Here is a 17,887-nt window from a genome sequence, read left to right as displayed (position 1 = left end):
CATATCCTTTGGGTGTTTGTTTTATGGCCCCGCAGAAGGGGGCGGATTCTATCATACTCTTCGGCAACGCGCTCAGGCTTTTCCGTGCATGCTCAGCGCGGTGTCAGGGTCAGCCGTAAATCGTCGCCGACCTGACGCACGTCGCTAAAATTCAGCGCTGGCGCATCGGCCAGCGTTTCCAGTCCCGGCAGCGCACACAGGCCGCGCGCGGCATTACCCAGCAGTTTCGGCGCCAGATAAACGATCAGTTCATCCACCAGTCCGGCCTGCAGCAGCGCACCGGCCAGACCGGCACCGGCCTCGACCCACACGCTGTTGATCTGACGCTGACCGAGCAGCATCATCATCGCCACCAGATCGAGCTGCTCACCGCGCGGCGGCACCTCAATCTGACTCACGCCCGGCGGCCAGCTTTGTGCATCAGCCTCCGTGCGCATCAACCAGGTTTCGCCGGGCTGGGCGATCAAACGATGCTGTGGCGTCACGCGCTGCTGGCTGTCGATCACCACCCGCACCGGCTGACGCAGCTGGCTCTCATCCAGCTGCTGGCGCACGGTCTCGCTCAGTTCATCCCAGCGCACCGTCAGCGACGGATTGTCCGCCAGCACGGTGGCGCTGGTGGTAAGGATAGCTGAACTGCGGGCACGTAAACGTTGCACATCGCGCCTTGCCGCTGCGGAAGTGATCCACTGGCTTTCGCCGCTGGCCATGGCGGTACGGCCATCGAGCGAGGCACCCAGTTTGAGCTGAATCCACGGAAAACCGGTACGCATGCGTTTGAGAAAACCACGATTAAGCGCTTCCGCTTCGTTCATCATCAGGCCGTGACTCACGTCGATGCCCGCCTGCTGTAAACGATACAAGCCGCGCCCGGCCACCTGCGGATTAGGATCCTGCATCGCCGCGACCACCCGGCTGACGCCGGCGGCAATCAGCGCATCGCAGCACGGCGGCGTCCGACCGTGATGGCTGCAGGGTTCCAGCGTGACATACGCGGTCGCACCGCGTGCGTGGTCACCCGCCATGCGCAGCGCGTGCACTTCCGCGTGCGGTTCACCGGCGCGCTGATGCCAGCCTTCGCCCACGCTCTCGCCGTCGCGCACGATAACGCAGCCGACGTTAGGATTTGGGGTGGTGGTATATTGTCCGCGCCGCGCCAGTTCCAGCGCGCGCGCCATGTAGTGCGCATCGGTCATGGATTAATCCTGTAAGCGGGCGATCTCTTCGCCAAAATCACGAATATCTTCAAAACTGCGGTACACCGATGCGAAGCGAATATAAGCAACTTTATCCAGCTTCTTCAGCTCTTCCATCACCAGGTTACCAATCAGCTTGCTGGGAATTTCACGTTCGCCGGTGGCGCGCAGCTGGGTTTTGATGTGATTGACCGCATTGTCGACGGCATCCGCGCTCACCGGACGCTTCTCCAGCGCCTTCATCATGCCGCTGGCCAGCTTATCTTCGTTAAAGGGTTCGCGCACGTCGTTGCTTTTCACCACGCGCGGCATTACCAGCTCGGCCACTTCAAAGGTGGTAAAACGCTCATGGCACACCAGGCACTGGCGGCGGCGGCGCACTGAGGAGCCTTCACTAACCAGACGTGAATCAATCACTTTGGTGTCCACAGCGGAGCAGAATGGGCAATGCATGACGTTTCCTGTCGCGAGAATTGGGGGCAGATAGTGTAGCGCGTTCCCGGTTGCAACAAAATACAGGGCGCAGAATCGCCACCTGGCTCACAGCGACGCCTGACGGTTACAGCAAACCGTGAAAAGTTACTAAGCTTAGAGAGCCAATCCGGCTTAATGACAGGAGGATGTATGGGTTTATTCAATTTCGTCAAAGAAGCGGGTGAAAAACTGTGGGATGCGGTGTCAGGCGGCGATGACCAGAGCAAAAAGCTGCAGGAGCACATTAATCAACTCGGCCTGCCCGACAGCGATAAAGTGAAAGTCGATGTCCAGGGCGATACCGTGAAGGTCAGCGGTGACGGTATCTCGCAGGAGTTGAAAGAGAAGATTCTGGTGGCGGCGGGTAACGTGGCCGGCATCACCAAAGTGGAAGATAACGTCACCACCAGTGACAGCGCCGCGCAGGCCGAATTCTACACGGTGAAAAAAGGCGATACCCTGAGCGCTATCTCGAAGCAGGTGTACGGCACGCCGAACGAATACAACAAGATCTATGAAGCGAACAAGCCAATGCTGACGCATCCTGATAAGATCTATCCCGGCCAGGTTTTACGTATCCCTAAATAACCGGAAGGACATTGCATGACGTTCAGGATGATTTGGGTGCCGGCAGCGCTTGCTGCGCTGGTGCTCAGTGGTTGCAGCTCCACCCCCGCTTCACCTCAGGTCAAAGCGCTGCATCAGGAAGTGAGCCAGCTCAACCAGCAGATGCGCAAACTGACCAGTCAGGCCAGCGCGCTGGAGATTCAGGGGCAGCTCAACAGCCAGTCGACGCAGGGCGCATGGTTACTCCCGCAGGCGAATACGCCGGTAGAGCTGCAGACGCAGCTGGGTAAACTGCGCCTGTCGCTGTCGCACGTTGAGGGGGAAGCCAGCGGCAGCCGCGCTAACCTGAATATCCGTTCAACCGATGATAAGCCGGTGCCGGCGCTCAGCGCCCGCGTGGTATGGGGCGAAATGGATCCCGCCAGCGGCAAGCCGCTGAACGCCGACAGCCTGAGCCAGACCATTACCGTGCCCGCCAGTCTGATGCCGCGCAGTTCGGTCAGCGTACCGCTGCGACTCAGCGGGCTGGCACCGGGTCAGCTCGGCTACGTGCGCGTGCATGATGTGCAGGCGGTGACGGATGCCAGCACGGTCGTTGCAGGCCAGTAACTCTGGCGTCAGGCATAAAAAAACGGGCTGCACTCAGGCAGCCCGTTTCATTTCTCCGGCACAATTACGGCAGAATCGAAGGCTGATCGGCGCCCTCTTTCTCTACTTTCTGCACCAGCATGTGTTCACGCTTCATGCCCAGCTTCAGCGCCAGCGCGGACGACACGTAGATCGACGAAATGGTACCGATGGTGACACCGATCAGCATGGTCAGCGAGAAGCCTTTCAGCAGCGCGCCACCAAAGATGAACAGGATCAGGATCATCGCCAGTGTGGTGATCGAGGTGATCAACGTACGGCTCAGCGTCTGGGTCAGCGACACGTTAGTGATGTCGTAAGAAGAACCGCGACGGATTTTGCGGAAGTTCTCACGAATACGGTCGGAAACCACAATCTTATCGTTGAGCGAGTAACCAATCACCGACATCAGCGACGCCACAATCGTCAGATCGATCTCAATGTGGAACAGCGACAGAATGCCGCAGGTGATGATCACGTCGTGCGCCAGCGCCAGCACGGTGCCCAGCGCCAGACGCCACTCAAAGCGAAAGCCGATGTAGATCAGAATCGCAATCAGCGCCGACAGCAGCGCCATCGCCCCGGCCTGCGCCAGATCGCTGCCCACGCTCGGGCCCACGAACTCAATTCGCTTCACGGTCGCGTTCTGCTGCGTCGTCTGGTTGATCGAGGCGACCACTTTGTTGCCCAGCTCCTGGCCTGCATTGCCGGTGGTCGGTGGCATACGCACCATCACATCACGGCTGCTGCCAAAGTTCTGTACCAGCGGCTCCTCAAAGCCTGCCTTCACCAGCCCGTCACGCAGCGCATCCAGATCCGCCGGCTTCTCGAGGTTGATCTCAATCACCGTCCCGCCGGTGAAATCGAGCCCCCAGTTAAAGCCGCGCACACCGATAATGGCGATGGACGCCACAATCAGCAGGCCGGAGATGATAAAGGCCAGCGTGTCCCAGCGCATAAAGTCGACGACTTTACGCCCATGGTTCAGCTGTTCAATACTATATTCCTGTGCCACAACGCACTCCTCAGATAGACAGCTTATTGATGCGTTTGCCGCCGTACACCAGGTTAACGATGGCACGGGTGCCGACGATAGCGGTGAACATGGAAGTCGCGATACCGATAGCCGTGGTAATCGCAAACCCTTTGATCGAGCCGGTACCGACCGCATAAAGAATGATAACTTTAATCAGCGTGGTGACGTTGGCGTCGACGATACTGGAGAAGGCGCCTTTATAGCCTTCATGAATCGCCTGCTGTACCGAGCGTCCGTTACGCAGTTCTTCTTTAATACGTTCGTTAATCAACACGTTAGCATCCACCGCCACCGCCAGCGTCAGCACGATACCGGCAATACCCGGCATGGTGAGCGTGGCGCCCGGTAACAGTGACATGATGCCGACAATCAGCACCAGGTTGCACAGCAGTGCGCTGGTCGCAATCAGACCAAACTTCTTGTAGAACACCACCATAAAGATGATGGAGGCAATCAGACCCCACAGACAGGCTTCGAGACCCTGCGTGATGTTCTGCTGGCCCATGGTTGGACCGATGGTCCGCTCTTCCACAATCTGGATTGGCGCAATCAGCGCACCGGCACGCAGCAGCAGCGACAGCTGACGCGCTTCGTTCGGGTTGCTGATACCGGTAATTCGGAAGCTGTTGCCGAGGCGCGACTGAATGTTCGCCACGTTAATCACTTCTTCCTGCTTCACCAGAATCGCACGACCGTTTGCATCTTTCTTACCGCTGTCCTTGTACTCCACAAACAGGGTCGCCATCGGCTTGCCGATGTTGTCCTTGGTGAAGTTGGACATGATGTTACCGCCGGCGCCATCAAGCGAGATATTCACCTGCGGCTGGTTGTACTCATCCATGCTGGACGTCGAGTCGGTGATGTGGTCACCGGTGAGAATCACGCGCTTGTACAGCACCACCGGCTGACCTTCACGCGTCTTTTTCACTTCCGAGTCACCCGGCACGCGGCCGCTGGCGGCTGCGCTCGGATCCACCGAGGTGTTGACCAGGCGGAACTCCAGCGTTGCGGTAGCACCCAGAATCTCTTTAGCACGCGCGGTATCCTGGATACCCGGCAGCTCAACCACGATGCGGTCAGCGCCCTGACGCTGTACCAGCGGCTCAGCTACACCCAGCTGGTTCACACGGTTACGCAGGATGTTGATGTTCTGCTGCACCGCATATTCGCGCGCTTCACTCAGACGCGCATCGGTCATCACCGCACGCAGCGTGTCGCTGCCAGCGCTGGTGATCACCAGGTCGCGATGGCGCGGCGTCAGATAGCTGATGGCCGCATCACGGCTGGCGCCGTCGCGGAAGCGTATTTCGGTGCCGTAGTTAGCGATTTTGCTAACGTTGGTGTAAGGGATATTTTTTTCGCGCAGATCGCTGCGCAGGCCATCAGCATTCTGCTCCTGCAGCTTGCCAAGGGCAGTATCCATGTCGACTTCCATCAGGAAGTGCACGCCGCCGCGCAGATCGAGGCCGAGTTTCATCGGTTCAGCGGCCAGCATGGTCAGCCAGCGCGGTGTGGCAGGGGCCAGGTTGAGCGCCACGACGAAATCTTCGCCCAGCGCATTGGTGATGGCTTCACGCGCGCGCAGCTGAATATCCGTGTTAGCGAAACGGGCCAGAATGGCACCATTTTCCAGCGCGAGGGATTTGCTCTGGATATTGTCTTGTTTTAATACGGTCTGGATCTGATCCAACGTTTGCTCACTGGCGGCGCCACCGCGCGCACCAGTGATCTGAACGGCCGGATCCTCACCATAAAGGTTAGGAAGCGCATACAGCAGGCCGACGAGAATCACGACGACCAGCATGATGTACTTCCACAAAGGATAACGGTTTAACACGGCAGTTCCCTTCGGGAAGAATAAATTACAGCGCCTTCATTGTACCTTTCGGCAGAACGGCGGCCACGAAATCACGTTTAATCACTACTTCAGTGGTGTCGTTCAGGGCGATAGCGATGTAGCCGGTTTCAGCCACTTTCGTTACGCGGCCCACCAGGCCACCGTTGGTCAGCACTTCATCACCTTTGGAGATGGAATCCATCAGCTTTTTGTGATCTTTGGCGCGCTTCTGCTGTGGACGCAGGATCATGAAGTAGAAAATCAGACCAAAAACCACCAGCATGATCACCAGAGAATACGGACTTCCCTGAGACGGAGCGCCAGCTGCGGCCACGGCGTCAGAAATGAAAAAGCTCATTAAATTTCCCTCATTGATAGAATTATCAGACGTTTAACGGTGGAACCGCTTTGCCCGTCCGTTGGTAGAACTCGCTAACAAAGTGCTCTAATTTACCCTCTTCGATGGCCTGGCGTAAACCCGCCATCAGACGCTGGTAATAGCGCAGATTGTGGATGGTGTTCAGACGTGCGCCCAGTATTTCGTTACAGCGATCAAGATGATGCAAGTAGGCACGCGTGTAATTGCGACAGGTGTAACAATCACACTCCGCATCCAGCGGCGCGGTGTCATCTTTGTATTTCGCATTGCGGATTTTCACCACGCCATCGGTGACGAACAGATGGCCATTGCGCGCGTTACGCGTTGGCATAACACAGTCAAACATATCGATACCGCGGCGAACGCCTTCCACCAGATCTTCCGGTTTGCCGACGCCCATCAAATAACGCGGTTTGTCTTGCGGAATTTGCGGACAGACGTGTTCCAGGATGCGGTGCATGTCCTCTTTCGGTTCACCCACCGCCAGGCCGCCCACAGCGTACCCATCAAAGCCAATCTCTACCAGACCTTTAACCGAGACATCACGTAAATCTTCGTAAACCCCGCCCTGAATAATGCCAAACAGCGCATTTTTGTTACCGAGCGCGTCAAAGCGGTCGCGGCTGCGCTGCGCCCAGCGCAGTGACATCTCCATTGACCGTTTAGCGTAATCCCAGTCCGCCGGATACGGCGTACATTCGTCGAAGATCATCACAATGTCGGAACCGAGATCGTACTGAATCTCCATCGATTTTTCCGGGTCGAGGAAAATCGGGTCGCCGTTGATCGGGTTGCGGAAATGCACGCCGGCTTCGGTGATTTTACGGATATCGCCGAGGCTGAACACCTGGAAGCCGCCGGAGTCGGTCAGGATCGGTCCCTGCCAGTGCATGAAATCGTGCAGGTCGCCGTGCAGTTTCATGATCTCCTGCCCCGGGCGTAGCCACAGGTGAAAAGTGTTGCCCAGCAGGATCTGCGCGCCGGTCTCTTTCACTTCTTCCGGCGTCATGCCTTTGACCGTGCCGTAGGTGCCGACCGGCATAAAGGCCGGGGTTTCCACGACGCCGCGATCAAAGACCAGACGGCCACGGCGCGCGCGCCCGTCGGTGGTATCTAATTCAAATTTCACATTGACCTCTTTCGATAATCAGAGAAACAGTCTGATTACTCAGCCACCAACGATTTCGTCGGGAGCCTGTGGATTACGGGTGATGTACATCGCATCCCCGTAGCTAAAGAAACGGTACTGCTCCGCCACCGCGCTCTGATAAGCCGCCATGGTGTGTTGATAACCGGCAAACGCCGAGACCAGCATAATCAGCGTCGATTCCGGCAGGTGGAAGTTGGTGATCAGCGCATCAATCACCTGGTAGTGATAGCCCGGATAGATAAAGATCTGCGTGTCATCGAAAAACGGCGCGATCAGCCCATCCTGGCAGGCCTGCGCTGCGCTCTCCAGCGATCGCACCGAGGTGGTACCCACCGCCACCACTTTGTTACCGCGCGATTTGCACGCCAGCACCGCGTCCACCACGTCCTGCGGCACTTCGGCATATTCAGAGTGCATGATGTGATCGTTGATGTTCTCTACGCGCACCGGCTGGAAGGTGCCAGCGCCGACGTGCAGCGTCACAAACGCCATCTCCACGCCTTTCGCCTTCAGCGCCGCCAGTAGTGGCTCATCGAAGTGCAGACCGGCGGTCGGCGCTGCCACCGCGCCGGGGCGCGCGCTGTACACCGTCTGGTACAGCTCGCGGTCAGCTTCCTCATCCGGACGATCGATGTAAGGCGGCAGCGGCATATGGCCGACGCTGTTCAGGATATCCAGCACCGCGCGATCGTCCGCAAACTCGATTTCGAACAGCGCATCGTGGCGCGCCACCATGGTGGCTTTGACGCTTTCGTCGTCGCCCAGCAGTAATTCGGCACCCGGCTTCGGCGCTTTGGAGGCGCGCACGTGCGCCAGCACACGTTTGTCATCCAGCATGCGCTCAACCAGCATCTCAATTTTGCCGCCGCTGGCTTTACGGCCATAGACGCGCGCCGGAATCACCCGGGTATTATTGAACACCAGCAGATCGCCCGGATTGAGCTTATCCAGCACATCAGTAAACACGCCATGGTTCAGCGCCCCGCTCGGGCCATCCAGCGACAGCAGACGACATCCGCTGCGCTGCGCCTGCGGATAGTGGGCGATCAAAGATTCCGGTAATTCAAAGGCAAAATCGGCTACACGCATGCATCACTTCTTCAGGACTCAAAAAACAGGCGGCATAGTTTAGCGGAAAAGTGGGCAATTCTGAACAACTGGCTGCGCCGGTGTGATTCTGCCTATAATGCGCCATGAACTTTCTTGCTCACCTTCACCTCGCAACCCTGGCCGACAGCTCACTGCTGGGTAATCTGCTGGCCGACTTCGTGCGCGGCAACGTTGAGGCGCAGTGGCCGCAGCCGGTGGTGGCCGGTATTGCCCTGCACCGGCGCATTGACGTGCTGACCGATAACCTGCCGGAAGTGCGCAGCGCGCGTCAGCTGTTCCGCGCCGAAACGCGCCGCGTCGCGCCCATCACCCTCGACGTGATCTGGGACCACTTCCTGGCGCGCCACTGGGATCAGCTGCATCCGGCGCAGTCGCTGTCTGATTTTAGCGCCGCCGCCGAGCGCGACATTGTGCCGCAGCTCCCCGGCACGCCGGGCGATTTTATCGAGCTCAACGCGGTAATGTGGCGCGAACGCTGGTTTGAACACTATGCTGACCCGGCGCGGCTGGCGCGCGTACTAAGCGGCATGGCGCATCGCCGGCCACGGCTGGCGGCGCTGCGCGACTCGTATCAGGATTTTGTCGACCACTACACCCGGCTCGAACCGCTGTTTTTCCAGTTCTATCCACGCCTGATGGCCGCCGCGCGCGCCCGGCAGCTGTGAAGCACAATTTGCCGCTGCCCCGCATTGCCTCCCCTTGCCAGCCGCAGCCATCTGCGGCTTAATGAAGCCTTGCTTAACTTTTGTTAAGCCAGTCACACAGCCATGGCGCTTTATCCGGCGTGGTTCGCCACGTCGATTGCCAGTGAATGATAAGAGGGAAAAATGTCATCAGCTACGCTAACCGAATTAGATGCCCGTTATCACTATGCCTGTGAGGTGGCGAAAACCGCCGCCAGCCGCGCGCTGGCGTGGTATCAGCAGCGCCATCAGCTGGTGGTGGAGCACAAGAAGGATTTGCAGGATGTGGTCAGCGAGGCGGATCGCAACGTTGAGCTGCTGGTAAAACACCTGATTCATGAGCGTTTTCCTGACGATGCGGTGCTGGGTGAAGAGAGCGGCGGTGACGTCAGCGGCGCGCGCTTTATCTGGGTCATCGATCCGATTGACGGCACCAGCAGCTTTCTTAACGGACTGCACAACTGGTGCGTCTCGCTGGCGATTGTCTGTGACGATCAGCCGGTGATTGGCGTAGTCAGCGATCCTAATCATCAGGAAACCTTCCACGCCTGCCGCGGCAAAGGTGCCTGGGTGAATGACAAGCGCATTCAGGCACACAGCGCGCAGCGGCTCGACCAGGGGCTGCTGGGCCTCAGCAGCTCGAACAGCCAGCCGATTGAACCGCTGACCACCTTTATCAGCCAGCTGCTGGCGCAGGGCGGCATGTTTATCCGCAACGGTTCCGGTGCGCTGATGAGCGCCTGGGCGGCCGCCGGCCGGCTGATTGGCTATTACGAAGCGCACATGAATCCGTGGGATGGCCTGCCTGGCATTGTGCTGATGCGCGAAGCGGGCGGCGTCACCAACGATTATCTCAGCCACCATGGCCTGCAACAGGGTAATCCGGTGCTGCTGGCCAACGCGGTGCTCTATCCGCAGCTCAAAGCGCTGCTGCCGGCACAGCCAACGCTATGACACGTCTGCTGCTGAGCGCGCTGCTGGCTTTGCTGGCGCTCACCGCGCAGGCGCAGTCGCGCTACCAGCTGGAAAAAGTGGTAGAGATCAGCCGTCACGGCGTGCGTCCACCCACCGCAGGTAACCGTACGGAAATCGAAGCCGCCACCCAGCGCGCCTGGCCGCGCTGGCGCAGCGCCGACGGCGAACTCACCGCACACGGTTATGCAGCGGTCGTGAATAAAGGTCGCTGGCAGGGTGAACACTATCGCCAGCTCGGCCTGCTGCGCGCCGGCTGTCCCGATGCCGGGCAAATCTACGTGCGCGCCAGTCCGCTGCAGCGCACCCGCGCCACGGCGCAGGCACTGCTGCAGGGCGCCTTTCCTGGCTGCGATGTGGCAGTTCATCACGTCGCGGGGACGGTCGATCCGCTGTTTCAGAGCGAAAAACTGCCGTTTGGCCAAACGGATGCTGCCACGGAGCGGGTAGCGGTCGCGGCGCGCGCCGGCGATCTCGCCGCACTGCAGCAGCGTTTACAGCCCGCCGTGCAGCAGCTCAGGCAGGCGGTGTGCGCGGCAGATTGCCCGTTCTTCGATCGCCCCTGGCAGCTGAAGCAGAGTAAAAGCGGCCATACCTACGTGCAGGGTCTCAGCGTGCTGGCCAGCATGGCCGAAACCTTACGGCTCGGCTGGAGCGAAAATCTGCCGTTCAGCCAGCTGGCGTGGGGCAACATCACCCGGGCGCAGCAGATTAGCGCCCTGCTGCCGCTGCTGACCGCCAATTACGATCTGAGTAATGATGTACCGTATATCGCGCAAAAGCGTGCGTCGATTCTGCTGGACGCGGTGGTGCGCAACCTGCAGGACGATGCGGCGACGCCCTCCACCCGCTGGCTGCTGCTGGTGGCACACGACACCAATATCGCCATGTTACGCACGCTGATCGGCTTCAGCTGGCAACTGCCCGGTTACGCGCGCGGTAATATTCCGCCCGGCAGCAGTCTGGTGTTTGAGCGCTGGCGCGATAACCAGACGCAGACGCTGCTGTTGCGCGTCTATTTTCAGGCGCAAAGTCTGGATGCGCTGCGCCAGCTAACGCCGATCGATCGGCAGCACCCGCTGCTGCGCCAGGAGAGGCATCAGCAAAACTGTCGCCAGACGGCGGTGGGCACGCTGTGCCCTTATCAATCGACGCTTGAGCACTGGCGCACCGCCATTGATCAGCGCGCGGTAATCCCCGTGGACTATCCCTGACGCCAGCCACCGGGTTAAGCCAGACAGATTACGCCGGCTTATTCCTGCAGCGAAATTACAGCAATAAACTGCAAGCTGATGGGCACGGTTATCTGAGACTTTTCTTTTTTTTCCCTTAAAAGCGTTAGCGCTGTAAAACTGCGATATGCTGCACGGGTCAATCATCCCTTAGTAATACCTTTCTCTTTTTACATTTTTCGGCGACAGGATGCGCCGAGCTATTTTTACCCGCAGTAATAAAATCGCAAATTAACATTGAATAACTGGGATCCTGTTATGTCTGTACCTGTCTCGCTGCGCTATCGTCCGGACATCGATGGTCTGCGCGCTGTCGCCATTATATTGGTTGTGCTGTTTCACTGCGGCGTCAGCGCCGTGCCGGGCGGCTTTATTGGCGTCGATATATTTTTTGTTATTTCCGGCTTTTTAATTGGCGGTATTATCAGTAAAGAAATTACCGCCGGCACCTTCTCGTTTTATCAGTTTTATTTACGCCGCATCCGGCGTATTGCGCCCGCCCTGTTTTTTATGCTGATGGTATTGCTGCTGCTCGGTTATCTGCTGTTATCACCGCTGGAATTAAGCCAGCTGGCAAAATACAGCATGGCGGTATTTCTCTCGGTGCCCAATATGCTGTTACTGAAGAGCGGCGACTATTTCAGTGCGGATGCCGATCTCAATCCGCTGCTGATGACCTGGTCGCTGGGCATTGAGGAGCAGTTCTATATCGTGCTGCCGTTTGTTCTGCTGCTGGCCGTGCGGCTGCGGCGCACAATGACCGGCATGGTGCTACTGCTCAGCCTGCTGTCGCTGGCCGGCTGCCTGTGGTTAACGCCCCTCTCCAGCACTCAGGCGTTTTATCTGCTGCCAACCCGCGCCTGGGAACTGGGTGCCGGCGTGCTGCTGGCGCTGTGGCAACCCCGCCCCGTCACCGGCCGGCTGGCCAGCCTCTGTCATCTTGCTGGCTGGCTGCTGATCATCGGTGCCACGCTGTTACTCAGCCATAGCGATCGCTTCCCCGGCTGGCTGGCGCTGCTGCCGGTGCTGGCGGCCTGTCTGATGATCGGTGCACGCAGCCCGCTCAATCAGCGGTTGCTGGAGAATGCGCCGATGCGCTTCATCGGCAAAGTTTCTTACTCGTGGTATCTGTGGCACTGGCCGCTGCTCAGTCTGGCGCGCATCTGCAGCGATCGGCCGCTCAGCATCTGGCAGGCGCTGAGCATCTGTGCCGTGGCGCTGGTCATCGCCTGGCTCTCCTGGCGCTTCATCGAACAGCCATTCCGTCGGGCGCGCAGCGGTACGCGCTGGCTGATCCCCGGCTACTGCGCCTCGTCGCTGCTGGCAGCCGGTGCCATGGTGCTGCTGTGGCAGAGCGGTGGCCTGAAATCGCGCGTCAGTGAAGCGGTGAAGCTCGGCGACGAATGGAAAGTCGCCGCCCAGCGCGATCCCTGCCTGCTGGATTACGGCGCCACGCGGCCCGCCCGTGATGCGCAGTGCCAGCCGCAGAGTGACACACCGGCGATAGCGCTGATCGGCGACAGCCATGCCGCCGCACTGGCGGCCAACGTCGCCGATTACGCCCGGCGGCAGCAGAAACCGCTGTTTCAGCTGACCAAAGCCTCCTGCCCTTTCCTGCTTGACGCCACGCGCGCGATGCCGCAAAAACCGCAGCATGCACAGCAGTGCCTCGATTTTAATCAGCGGGTTTTGCCGATCATCCTGAGCGATAAAATAGACGAAGTGGTGATCAGCGCGTTCTGGGCGGCGGGCCTCAGTGATCAGCCGGGCAGCGGATTCCGCAGTCTCCGCGATCCGGCGCAGGACAATCTGCAGGCGCTGAAAAGCGGGCTGGATACCGTGGTGGCGCAGCTGCTGGCGGCGGGGAAAAAGATCACCCTGATTGACGATGTGCCGACCATCACGCTCGATCCGCTGCGCTACAGCCATAACCGCAATATGCCGCTGCGCCGCAGCCTGAATAGCTGGCTCAGCGCGCAGGATGGCGCGGCGCTGGCGGCGGAACGCACGCAGCAGTTGCAGATGCCAAACGCATCGGTGGCAGAGCTGTTAAAGGACTATCAGCAGTATGGCGTACGCGTGTTGTCACTGCAGGAGACGTTATGTAATGCGCAGGGGTGTCTGGTCACTCATCAGGGCATGCCGCTCTGGTACGACAACAATCACCTGAATCCGTACGGCGGAGAGATGGCGCTGGGGAAAAACTGGTAATGCACCACGGGCGAAGTCTCGCTTCGCCCGTGGTAAAGCTTCTTACGCTTTACGTTTCTTCGCCAGCGGCCACGCCAGCAGCAGCAGAACAATCCACGCAAACCCGACGTACAGCGAGATACGCGTATCCGGGAAGTAGCCAATCAGCGCGATGATAAAGGCAAGGAACAGCACCCCCACCCACGCCGTAGCGCTGCCGCCCGGCAGAGCAAACTGCAGCTTACCGGCCTGCTCTTTGCCGATTTTGTGGCGGAACGAGATCTGCGACAGCAGAATCATAATCCACACCCACACGGTGGCAAACGTCGCCAGCGAGGCAATCACCAGGAACACTTTTTCCGGCATCAGATAGTTGAGGTACACCGCCACCAGCATGGCAAGCATCATCACCAGCACCGTGACCCACGGAATGCCGCGATTCGACACCTTCATAAACATCTTCGGCGCATGACCCTGCTGCGCCATACCGTGCAGCATGCGGCCGACGCCAAACACATCGCTGTTAATCGCCGACAGCGAGGCAGTCAGCACCACAAAGTTCAGAATGGAGGCGGCGGCGGCGATGCCAAGGTGCTGGAAAGTCAGCACGAACGGGCTGCCTGCGGTACCGACCTGGTTCCAGGGATAGATCGACATGATCACAAACAGCGTGCCGACATAGAACACCAGAATGCGCAGCGGTACGGAGTTGATGGCACGCGGGATCGATTTCGCCGGATCTTTAGCTTCGCCGGCGGTGATACCAATGATCTCAATGCCGCCGTAGGCGAACATCACCATCTGCAGCGACAGCAGCATGCCGACGATACCGTGAGCAAAGAAGCCGCCGTTGGTCCACAGGTTATGGATGCCGGTCGGCTGACCGCCGTTGCCGATGCCCCAGAAAATCATGCCGAAACCGGCCACGATCATGATGATGATGGTGGCAACTTTGAAGAAGGAGAACCAGAACTCCACTTCGCCAAACACCTTCACGCTCATCAGGTTGATGGCACCAATGATCAGCACTACCGACAGCACCCAAATCCAGTGCGGCACCTCCGGGAACCACACGCCCATGTAGATACCAAAAGCCGTGACGTCGGCGATCGCCACAATCAGGATTTCAAAGCAGTACGTCCAGCCGGTGATATAGCCCGCCAGCGGTCCGAGATAATCCTGCGCGTAGCGTGAAAACGAGCTGGCCTGCGGATTGTTAACCGACATCTCGCCCAGCGCGCGCATGATGATATACGCCACGGCGCCGCCGATGATGTAGGCCAGCAGTACGCTGGGGCCTGCCATTTTGATGGCATCTGCCGAGCCGTAAAACAGCCCGGTGCCGATCGCCGATCCCAGCGCCATAAAACGGATGTGGCGCGTGCTCAGTCCGCGTTTGAGCTTATTGGTTTCTTGCATAACAAACAGTACCTGTGGAAATGAAAAAACCACGGGCAAGCCCGTGGTCGGAATTAACAGCGATGTCGCTTACTGGTGAACGGCAACCTGCTCACGCCCTTTCACCCGGTCAACCACCGCAGCAATCACCAGCATTGCCAGCGACGGCGGCAGCCAGGAGAGACCCTGATCGGCCAGCGGCAGATGCTGGCTAAACAGCGGCAGCGCATCTTTAAAGCTGGTGGTTTTGATGGCATCGACGATACCAAACAGCAGGCTGATCAGCATGGTTGGCGCAATGATGCGCGTGCTGCGATTCCACCAGCTCAGGGTAAAGCTCAGTACCACCAGTACGATGCACGGCGGATAGATAGCCGTCAGCACCGGAATCGAAATCTGAATCAGGTGGCTGAGACCGAGGTTCGACACCAGCATGGCGAACAGGCCGAGAATAAACACCAGCGCTTTATACGACAGCGGCAGGTATTGCGCAAAGAATTCTGCGCAGGCGCAGGTCAGGCCCACCGCCGTAACCATACAGGCGACGAAAATCAGCGCGGCGAGGAAGACACTGCCCATGCCGCCGAAGGTCTGCTGCACGTAAGCATGCAGAATCGAGGCGCCGTTGGCGTTCTGATCGACAATCGCGCCGCTGCCGGAGCCCAGCTTGAACAGGCTGAGGTACACCAGCGTCAGGCCAACACCGGCGATCACGCCGGCCAGCATGGTATAGCGGGTCAGCAGTTTGCTGTCTTCCACGCCACGTGAACGCGCCGCATTAACGATGACGATACCGAACACCAGCGCGCCGAGCGTATCCATGGTCAGATAGCCGTTCACGAAACCGCTGGAAAAGGCCGCACGCTGGTAGTCGGCGGTAGCCGGCGAAATGCCGCCAGCCGGCCACAGCAGCGCCGCGACGCCCAGAATGGTCAGCGCGACAATTTTCAGCGGCGCGAGGAAGTGGCCGACGGTGTCCAGCAGCTTGCCCGGATAGAGCGAAATGCCAATCACCAGTGCGAAGTACACCAGGCTATAGATAAACAGCGGCAGCGGGCCGTCGCCGGTCAGCGGCGCAATCCCGACTTCAAATGAAACGGTCGCGGTGCGCGGCGTGGCAAACAGCGGGCCGACGGCGAGATAGCACACGGTGGCGAGCAGCAGACCGGCCGCTTTACCAATCGGTGAGCTGAGCGCATCAATACCGCCGCCAACGCGCGCCAGCGCGATCACGGTCATCACCGGCAAACCAACCGCGGTGATCAGGAAGCCGAAGGCGGCAATCCAGACATGTTCACCAGACTGAATACCGACCATAGGCGGGAAAATGATGTTTCCTGCGCCAACGAACAGGGCAAAGGTCATGAAGCCCAGCGCCAGGATATCCCTGGAGGTTAAACGATGTGTCATAAACTTCTGTACTGCCTGTAGCTGATGTTGCGGTGGAAGTTGGGTTTGTGTTGTCCCCTGAATGCGCGAAAACAATGGCTTAACTGGCTTGGCCAGTGCGTTATGCGGGCCGAATCGGTACAGCGCAGGTGATTTAAACTGCTTTTCTTCTGTTCACAGAGGGATGAATCGACAACGGCGCAAATTAAAACGTTTATAGCGAAGAAAGGCAATACGGGATCGGAAAACCAGAAGGATATAACAGGAAAGCGTCAGAACGCAGTGGATAAGCAGGAAATAGTCGGAAAACACCTGAGATGATTTGCTTAAAGTTTCTGCAAAGCGGGCGATCTCCTTGCAGAAACCGCCGCAGGGATGCACAAAAGGCGCGCTTTACGCGCCTGTTTGCACAACTTTACAGCATCACCACACCTGTTGTGCGATGTCGACAACCAGACGAATCTTCTGCCACTGCTGCGCTTCGGTCAGGCTGTTGCCCTCTTCCGTTGACGCAAAGCCGCACTGCGGGCTGAGGCAAATCTGGTCGAGGCTGACAAACTGCGCCGCTTCCTGCAGGCGCGCCTTCACCTGTGCAGCGTCTTCCAGCTCGCCGGTTTTGGTGGTAATCAGCCCTAATACCACTTGCTGATGACCCGGTTTGATGAAACGCAGCGGCTCAAAGCCACCGGAGCGCGCGTTGTCGTACTCGAGGAAAAACGCGTCGATATTCACGCTGCCAAACAGAATTTCCGCCACCGGCTCGTAGCCGCCTTCCGAGATCCAGGTCGAGCGGAAGTTACCGCGACACACGTGCAGGCCGACGGTGAGATCCGCCGGTTTATCTTCCAGCGCGCGATTCAGCACCTGCGCATAAATGTGCGCCAGCTGTTGCGGATCTTCACCGCGCTCGCGAATTTGCTGCTGCTGATCGCCTGAACACAGGTACGCCCACACGGTGTCATCCAGCTGCAGATAGCGGCAGCCAGCGTCGTAAAACGCCTTAATCGCCTCTTTGTAAGTCTGTGCCAGATCGGCGAAGTACTGCTCCAGATCCGGATACACCGTGGCATCAATCACTTTACGGCCGCCGCGGAAGTGCAGCACGCTCGGGCTGGGAATGGTCATTTTCGCCACCGCATCGCCAGCCACGCTTTGCAGGAAGCGGAAATGGTCCAGCATCGGATGCTGCGGGTTAAAAGCGACTTTGCCGGTGACCTTCACGCCGTGCGCTTTGGTCTGCACGCCGTTGAACTGAATGCCCTGATCGGCCTCGAACAGCTCGACGCCGTGCAGATGGCCAAAGAAATCAAAGTGCCACCAGGCGCGGCGGAATTCACCGTCGGTCACCACCTGCAGACCGCTGGCGCGCTGCTGCTCCACCACCTGGCGAATTGCATCGTCTTCTACCTAACGCAGCTGGTCGGCGCTGAGGGTGCCACTGGCGAACTGCTCGCGTGCCTGCTTAATGGCAGTGGGACGCAGAAAACTGCCGACGGTATCGGCGCGGAACGGGGCGGTGTTGCGTTGCATATTCACTCCTGCACTGGCGCATAATTGCATCAGGGTATAATTGCGCATGGTTATTTTTGGCCATCTGGATGGCTATATGTCCATAAGAGTGACATGCCGCCCTGCCGGCGGCAATAG

15 protein-coding genes and 1 pseudogene are annotated in these 17,887 nt (G+C 58.7%); 6 read left to right on the top strand and 10 right to left on the bottom strand.

The annotated features are described in order from the left end of the window. Positions 1 to 92: 92 nt before the first annotated feature. Both ribD and nrdR read right to left on the bottom strand, forming a co-directional pair. A complete protein-coding gene (gene ribD, locus F3J36_RS14340) occupies positions 93 to 1,196 on the bottom strand; it encodes a bifunctional diaminohydroxyphosphoribosylaminopyrimidine deaminase/5-amino-6-(5-phosphoribosylamino)uracil reductase RibD (protein ID WP_166719914.1) in 1,104 nt (367 codons plus the stop codon). 3 nt (positions 1,197 to 1,199) lie between these two features. After that, a complete protein-coding gene (gene nrdR / locus F3J36_RS14335; protein ID WP_031279647.1) occupies positions 1,200 to 1,649 on the bottom strand; it encodes a transcriptional regulator NrdR in 450 nt (149 codons plus the stop codon). Between the two features lie 171 nt (positions 1,650 to 1,820). On the opposite strand from nrdR, the gene lysM reads away from it, so the two are divergent. Further along, positions 1,821 to 2,258, top strand: a complete 438-nt coding sequence (lysM, locus tag F3J36_RS14330; RefSeq protein ID WP_166719913.1) for a peptidoglycan-binding protein LysM — start codon at positions 1,821 to 1,823, stop codon at positions 2,256 to 2,258. A gap of 15 nt (positions 2,259 to 2,273) precedes the next feature. After that, a complete protein-coding gene (locus tag F3J36_RS14325; RefSeq protein WP_031279646.1) occupies positions 2,274 to 2,846 on the top strand; it encodes a DUF3251 domain-containing protein in 573 nt (190 codons plus the stop codon). A 64-nt stretch (positions 2,847 to 2,910) separates the two neighbouring features. On the opposite strand, the gene secF is transcribed toward F3J36_RS14325, so the two are convergent. From secF to queA, 5 genes are read right to left on the bottom strand one after another with little or no spacing between them, the layout of a single operon-like run. Further along, positions 2,911 to 3,879 carry a protein translocase subunit SecF gene (gene secF / locus F3J36_RS14320; RefSeq protein ID WP_058769379.1) on the bottom strand — a complete coding sequence of 323 codons (969 nt, stop codon included), beginning with the start codon at positions 3,877 to 3,879 and terminating at the stop codon, positions 2,911 to 2,913. Positions 3,880 to 3,889: 10 nt separating this feature from the next. Continuing rightward, entirely contained in the window at positions 3,890 to 5,737 is a 1,848-nt protein-coding gene (gene secD, locus F3J36_RS14315) for a protein translocase subunit SecD (RefSeq protein WP_071813591.1), read from the bottom strand. A 25-nt stretch (positions 5,738 to 5,762) separates the two neighbouring features. Next, positions 5,763 to 6,095 carry a preprotein translocase subunit YajC gene (yajC, locus tag F3J36_RS14310; protein WP_021507155.1) on the bottom strand — a complete coding sequence of 111 codons (333 nt, stop codon included), beginning with the start codon at positions 6,093 to 6,095 and terminating at the stop codon, positions 5,763 to 5,765. A 25-nt stretch (positions 6,096 to 6,120) separates the two neighbouring features. Continuing rightward, positions 6,121 to 7,245, bottom strand: coding sequence for a tRNA guanosine(34) transglycosylase Tgt (gene tgt / locus F3J36_RS14305; RefSeq protein WP_021507154.1), 1,125 nt, complete (start codon positions 7,243 to 7,245; stop codon positions 6,121 to 6,123). Between the two features lie 39 nt (positions 7,246 to 7,284). Beyond that, complete coding sequence (queA, locus tag F3J36_RS14300; RefSeq protein WP_166719912.1) at positions 7,285 to 8,355, bottom strand: tRNA preQ1(34) S-adenosylmethionine ribosyltransferase-isomerase QueA; 1,071 nt, start codon at positions 8,353 to 8,355, stop codon at positions 7,285 to 7,287. 104 nt (positions 8,356 to 8,459) lie between these two features. Between queA and F3J36_RS14295 the strand changes: the two genes are divergently transcribed. The 4 genes from F3J36_RS14295 (at position 8,460) to F3J36_RS14280 (ending at position 13,474) form a co-directional block, all read left to right on the top strand. Next, the gene (locus tag F3J36_RS14295; RefSeq protein ID WP_166719911.1) at positions 8,460 to 9,041 is read left to right on the top strand and encodes an ACP phosphodiesterase; all 582 of its coding nucleotides are present in this window, start codon (positions 8,460 to 8,462) and stop codon (positions 9,039 to 9,041) included. Between the two features lie 162 nt (positions 9,042 to 9,203). Beyond that, a complete protein-coding gene (locus F3J36_RS14290; protein ID WP_021507151.1) occupies positions 9,204 to 10,013 on the top strand; it encodes an inositol monophosphatase in 810 nt (269 codons plus the stop codon). Then, positions 10,010 to 11,245 (top strand): histidine-type phosphatase, encoded by a 1,236-nt coding sequence (locus F3J36_RS14285; RefSeq protein ID WP_166719910.1) that lies wholly within the window; start codon positions 10,010 to 10,012, stop codon positions 11,243 to 11,245. Before F3J36_RS14290 ends, F3J36_RS14285 begins: the two co-directional genes overlap by 4 nt. Positions 11,246 to 11,521: 276 nt before the next feature. Beyond that, positions 11,522 to 13,474, top strand: coding sequence for an acyltransferase family protein (locus F3J36_RS14280; RefSeq protein ID WP_166719909.1), 1,953 nt, complete (start codon positions 11,522 to 11,524; stop codon positions 13,472 to 13,474). A gap of 42 nt (positions 13,475 to 13,516) precedes the next feature. Here the strand turns inward: F3J36_RS14280 and proY are convergent, their stop codons facing one another. The 3 genes and pseudogenes from proY to F3J36_RS14265 all read right to left on the bottom strand — a co-directional run bounded on the left by proY (position 13,517) and on the right by F3J36_RS14265 (position 17,770). Continuing rightward, on the bottom strand, positions 13,517 to 14,872 hold the full coding sequence (proY, locus tag F3J36_RS14275) for a proline-specific permease ProY (protein WP_166719908.1): 1,356 nt from the start codon (positions 14,870 to 14,872) through the stop codon (positions 13,517 to 13,519). A 69-nt stretch (positions 14,873 to 14,941) separates the two neighbouring features. Beyond that, a complete protein-coding gene (gene brnQ / locus F3J36_RS14270) occupies positions 14,942 to 16,261 on the bottom strand; it encodes a branched-chain amino acid transport system II carrier protein (protein ID WP_088516226.1) in 1,320 nt (439 codons plus the stop codon). Positions 16,262 to 16,663: 402 nt separating this feature from the next. Beyond that, positions 16,664 to 17,770, bottom strand: a pseudogene (locus F3J36_RS14265) (cobalamin-independent methionine synthase II family protein). Between the last annotated feature and the right edge of the window lie 117 nt (positions 17,771 to 17,887).

Origin of the sequence: Pantoea sp. Cy-640, assembly GCF_011752635.1 — a bacterium.
In the GTDB taxonomy this organism is placed as follows: Bacteria; Pseudomonadota; Gammaproteobacteria; order Enterobacterales; family Enterobacteriaceae; genus Pantoea; species Pantoea dispersa.
This window is presented reverse-complemented; position numbering and strand designations above follow the sequence as displayed.

Excerpts from the sequence above, each read along its gene's own strand:
- queA (WP_166719912.1), bottom strand. The coding sequence starts at position 8,355 with ATGCGTGTAGCCGATTTTGCCTTTGAATTACCGGAATCTTTGATCGCC.
- proY (WP_166719908.1), bottom strand. The coding sequence starts at position 14,872 with ATGCAAGAAACCAATAAGCTCAAACGCGGACTGAGCACGCGCCACATC.
- brnQ (WP_088516226.1), bottom strand. The coding sequence starts at position 16,261 with ATGACACATCGTTTAACCTCCAGGGATATCCTGGCGCTGGGCTTCATG.
- F3J36_RS14290 (WP_021507151.1), top strand. The coding sequence starts at position 9,204 with ATGTCATCAGCTACGCTAACCGAATTAGATGCCCGTTATCACTATGCC.
- F3J36_RS14280 (WP_166719909.1), top strand. The coding sequence starts at position 11,522 with ATGTCTGTACCTGTCTCGCTGCGCTATCGTCCGGACATCGATGGTCTG.
- yajC (WP_021507155.1), bottom strand. The coding sequence starts at position 6,095 with ATGAGCTTTTTCATTTCTGACGCCGTGGCCGCAGCTGGCGCTCCGTCT.
- F3J36_RS14325 (WP_031279646.1), top strand. The coding sequence starts at position 2,274 with ATGACGTTCAGGATGATTTGGGTGCCGGCAGCGCTTGCTGCGCTGGTG.
- lysM (WP_166719913.1), top strand. The coding sequence starts at position 1,821 with ATGGGTTTATTCAATTTCGTCAAAGAAGCGGGTGAAAAACTGTGGGAT.
- F3J36_RS14295 (WP_166719911.1), top strand. The coding sequence starts at position 8,460 with ATGAACTTTCTTGCTCACCTTCACCTCGCAACCCTGGCCGACAGCTCA.
- F3J36_RS14285 (WP_166719910.1), top strand. The coding sequence starts at position 10,010 with ATGACACGTCTGCTGCTGAGCGCGCTGCTGGCTTTGCTGGCGCTCACC.
- nrdR (WP_031279647.1), bottom strand. The coding sequence starts at position 1,649 with ATGCATTGCCCATTCTGCTCCGCTGTGGACACCAAAGTGATTGATTCA.
- ribD (WP_166719914.1), bottom strand. The coding sequence starts at position 1,196 with ATGACCGATGCGCACTACATGGCGCGCGCGCTGGAACTGGCGCGGCGC.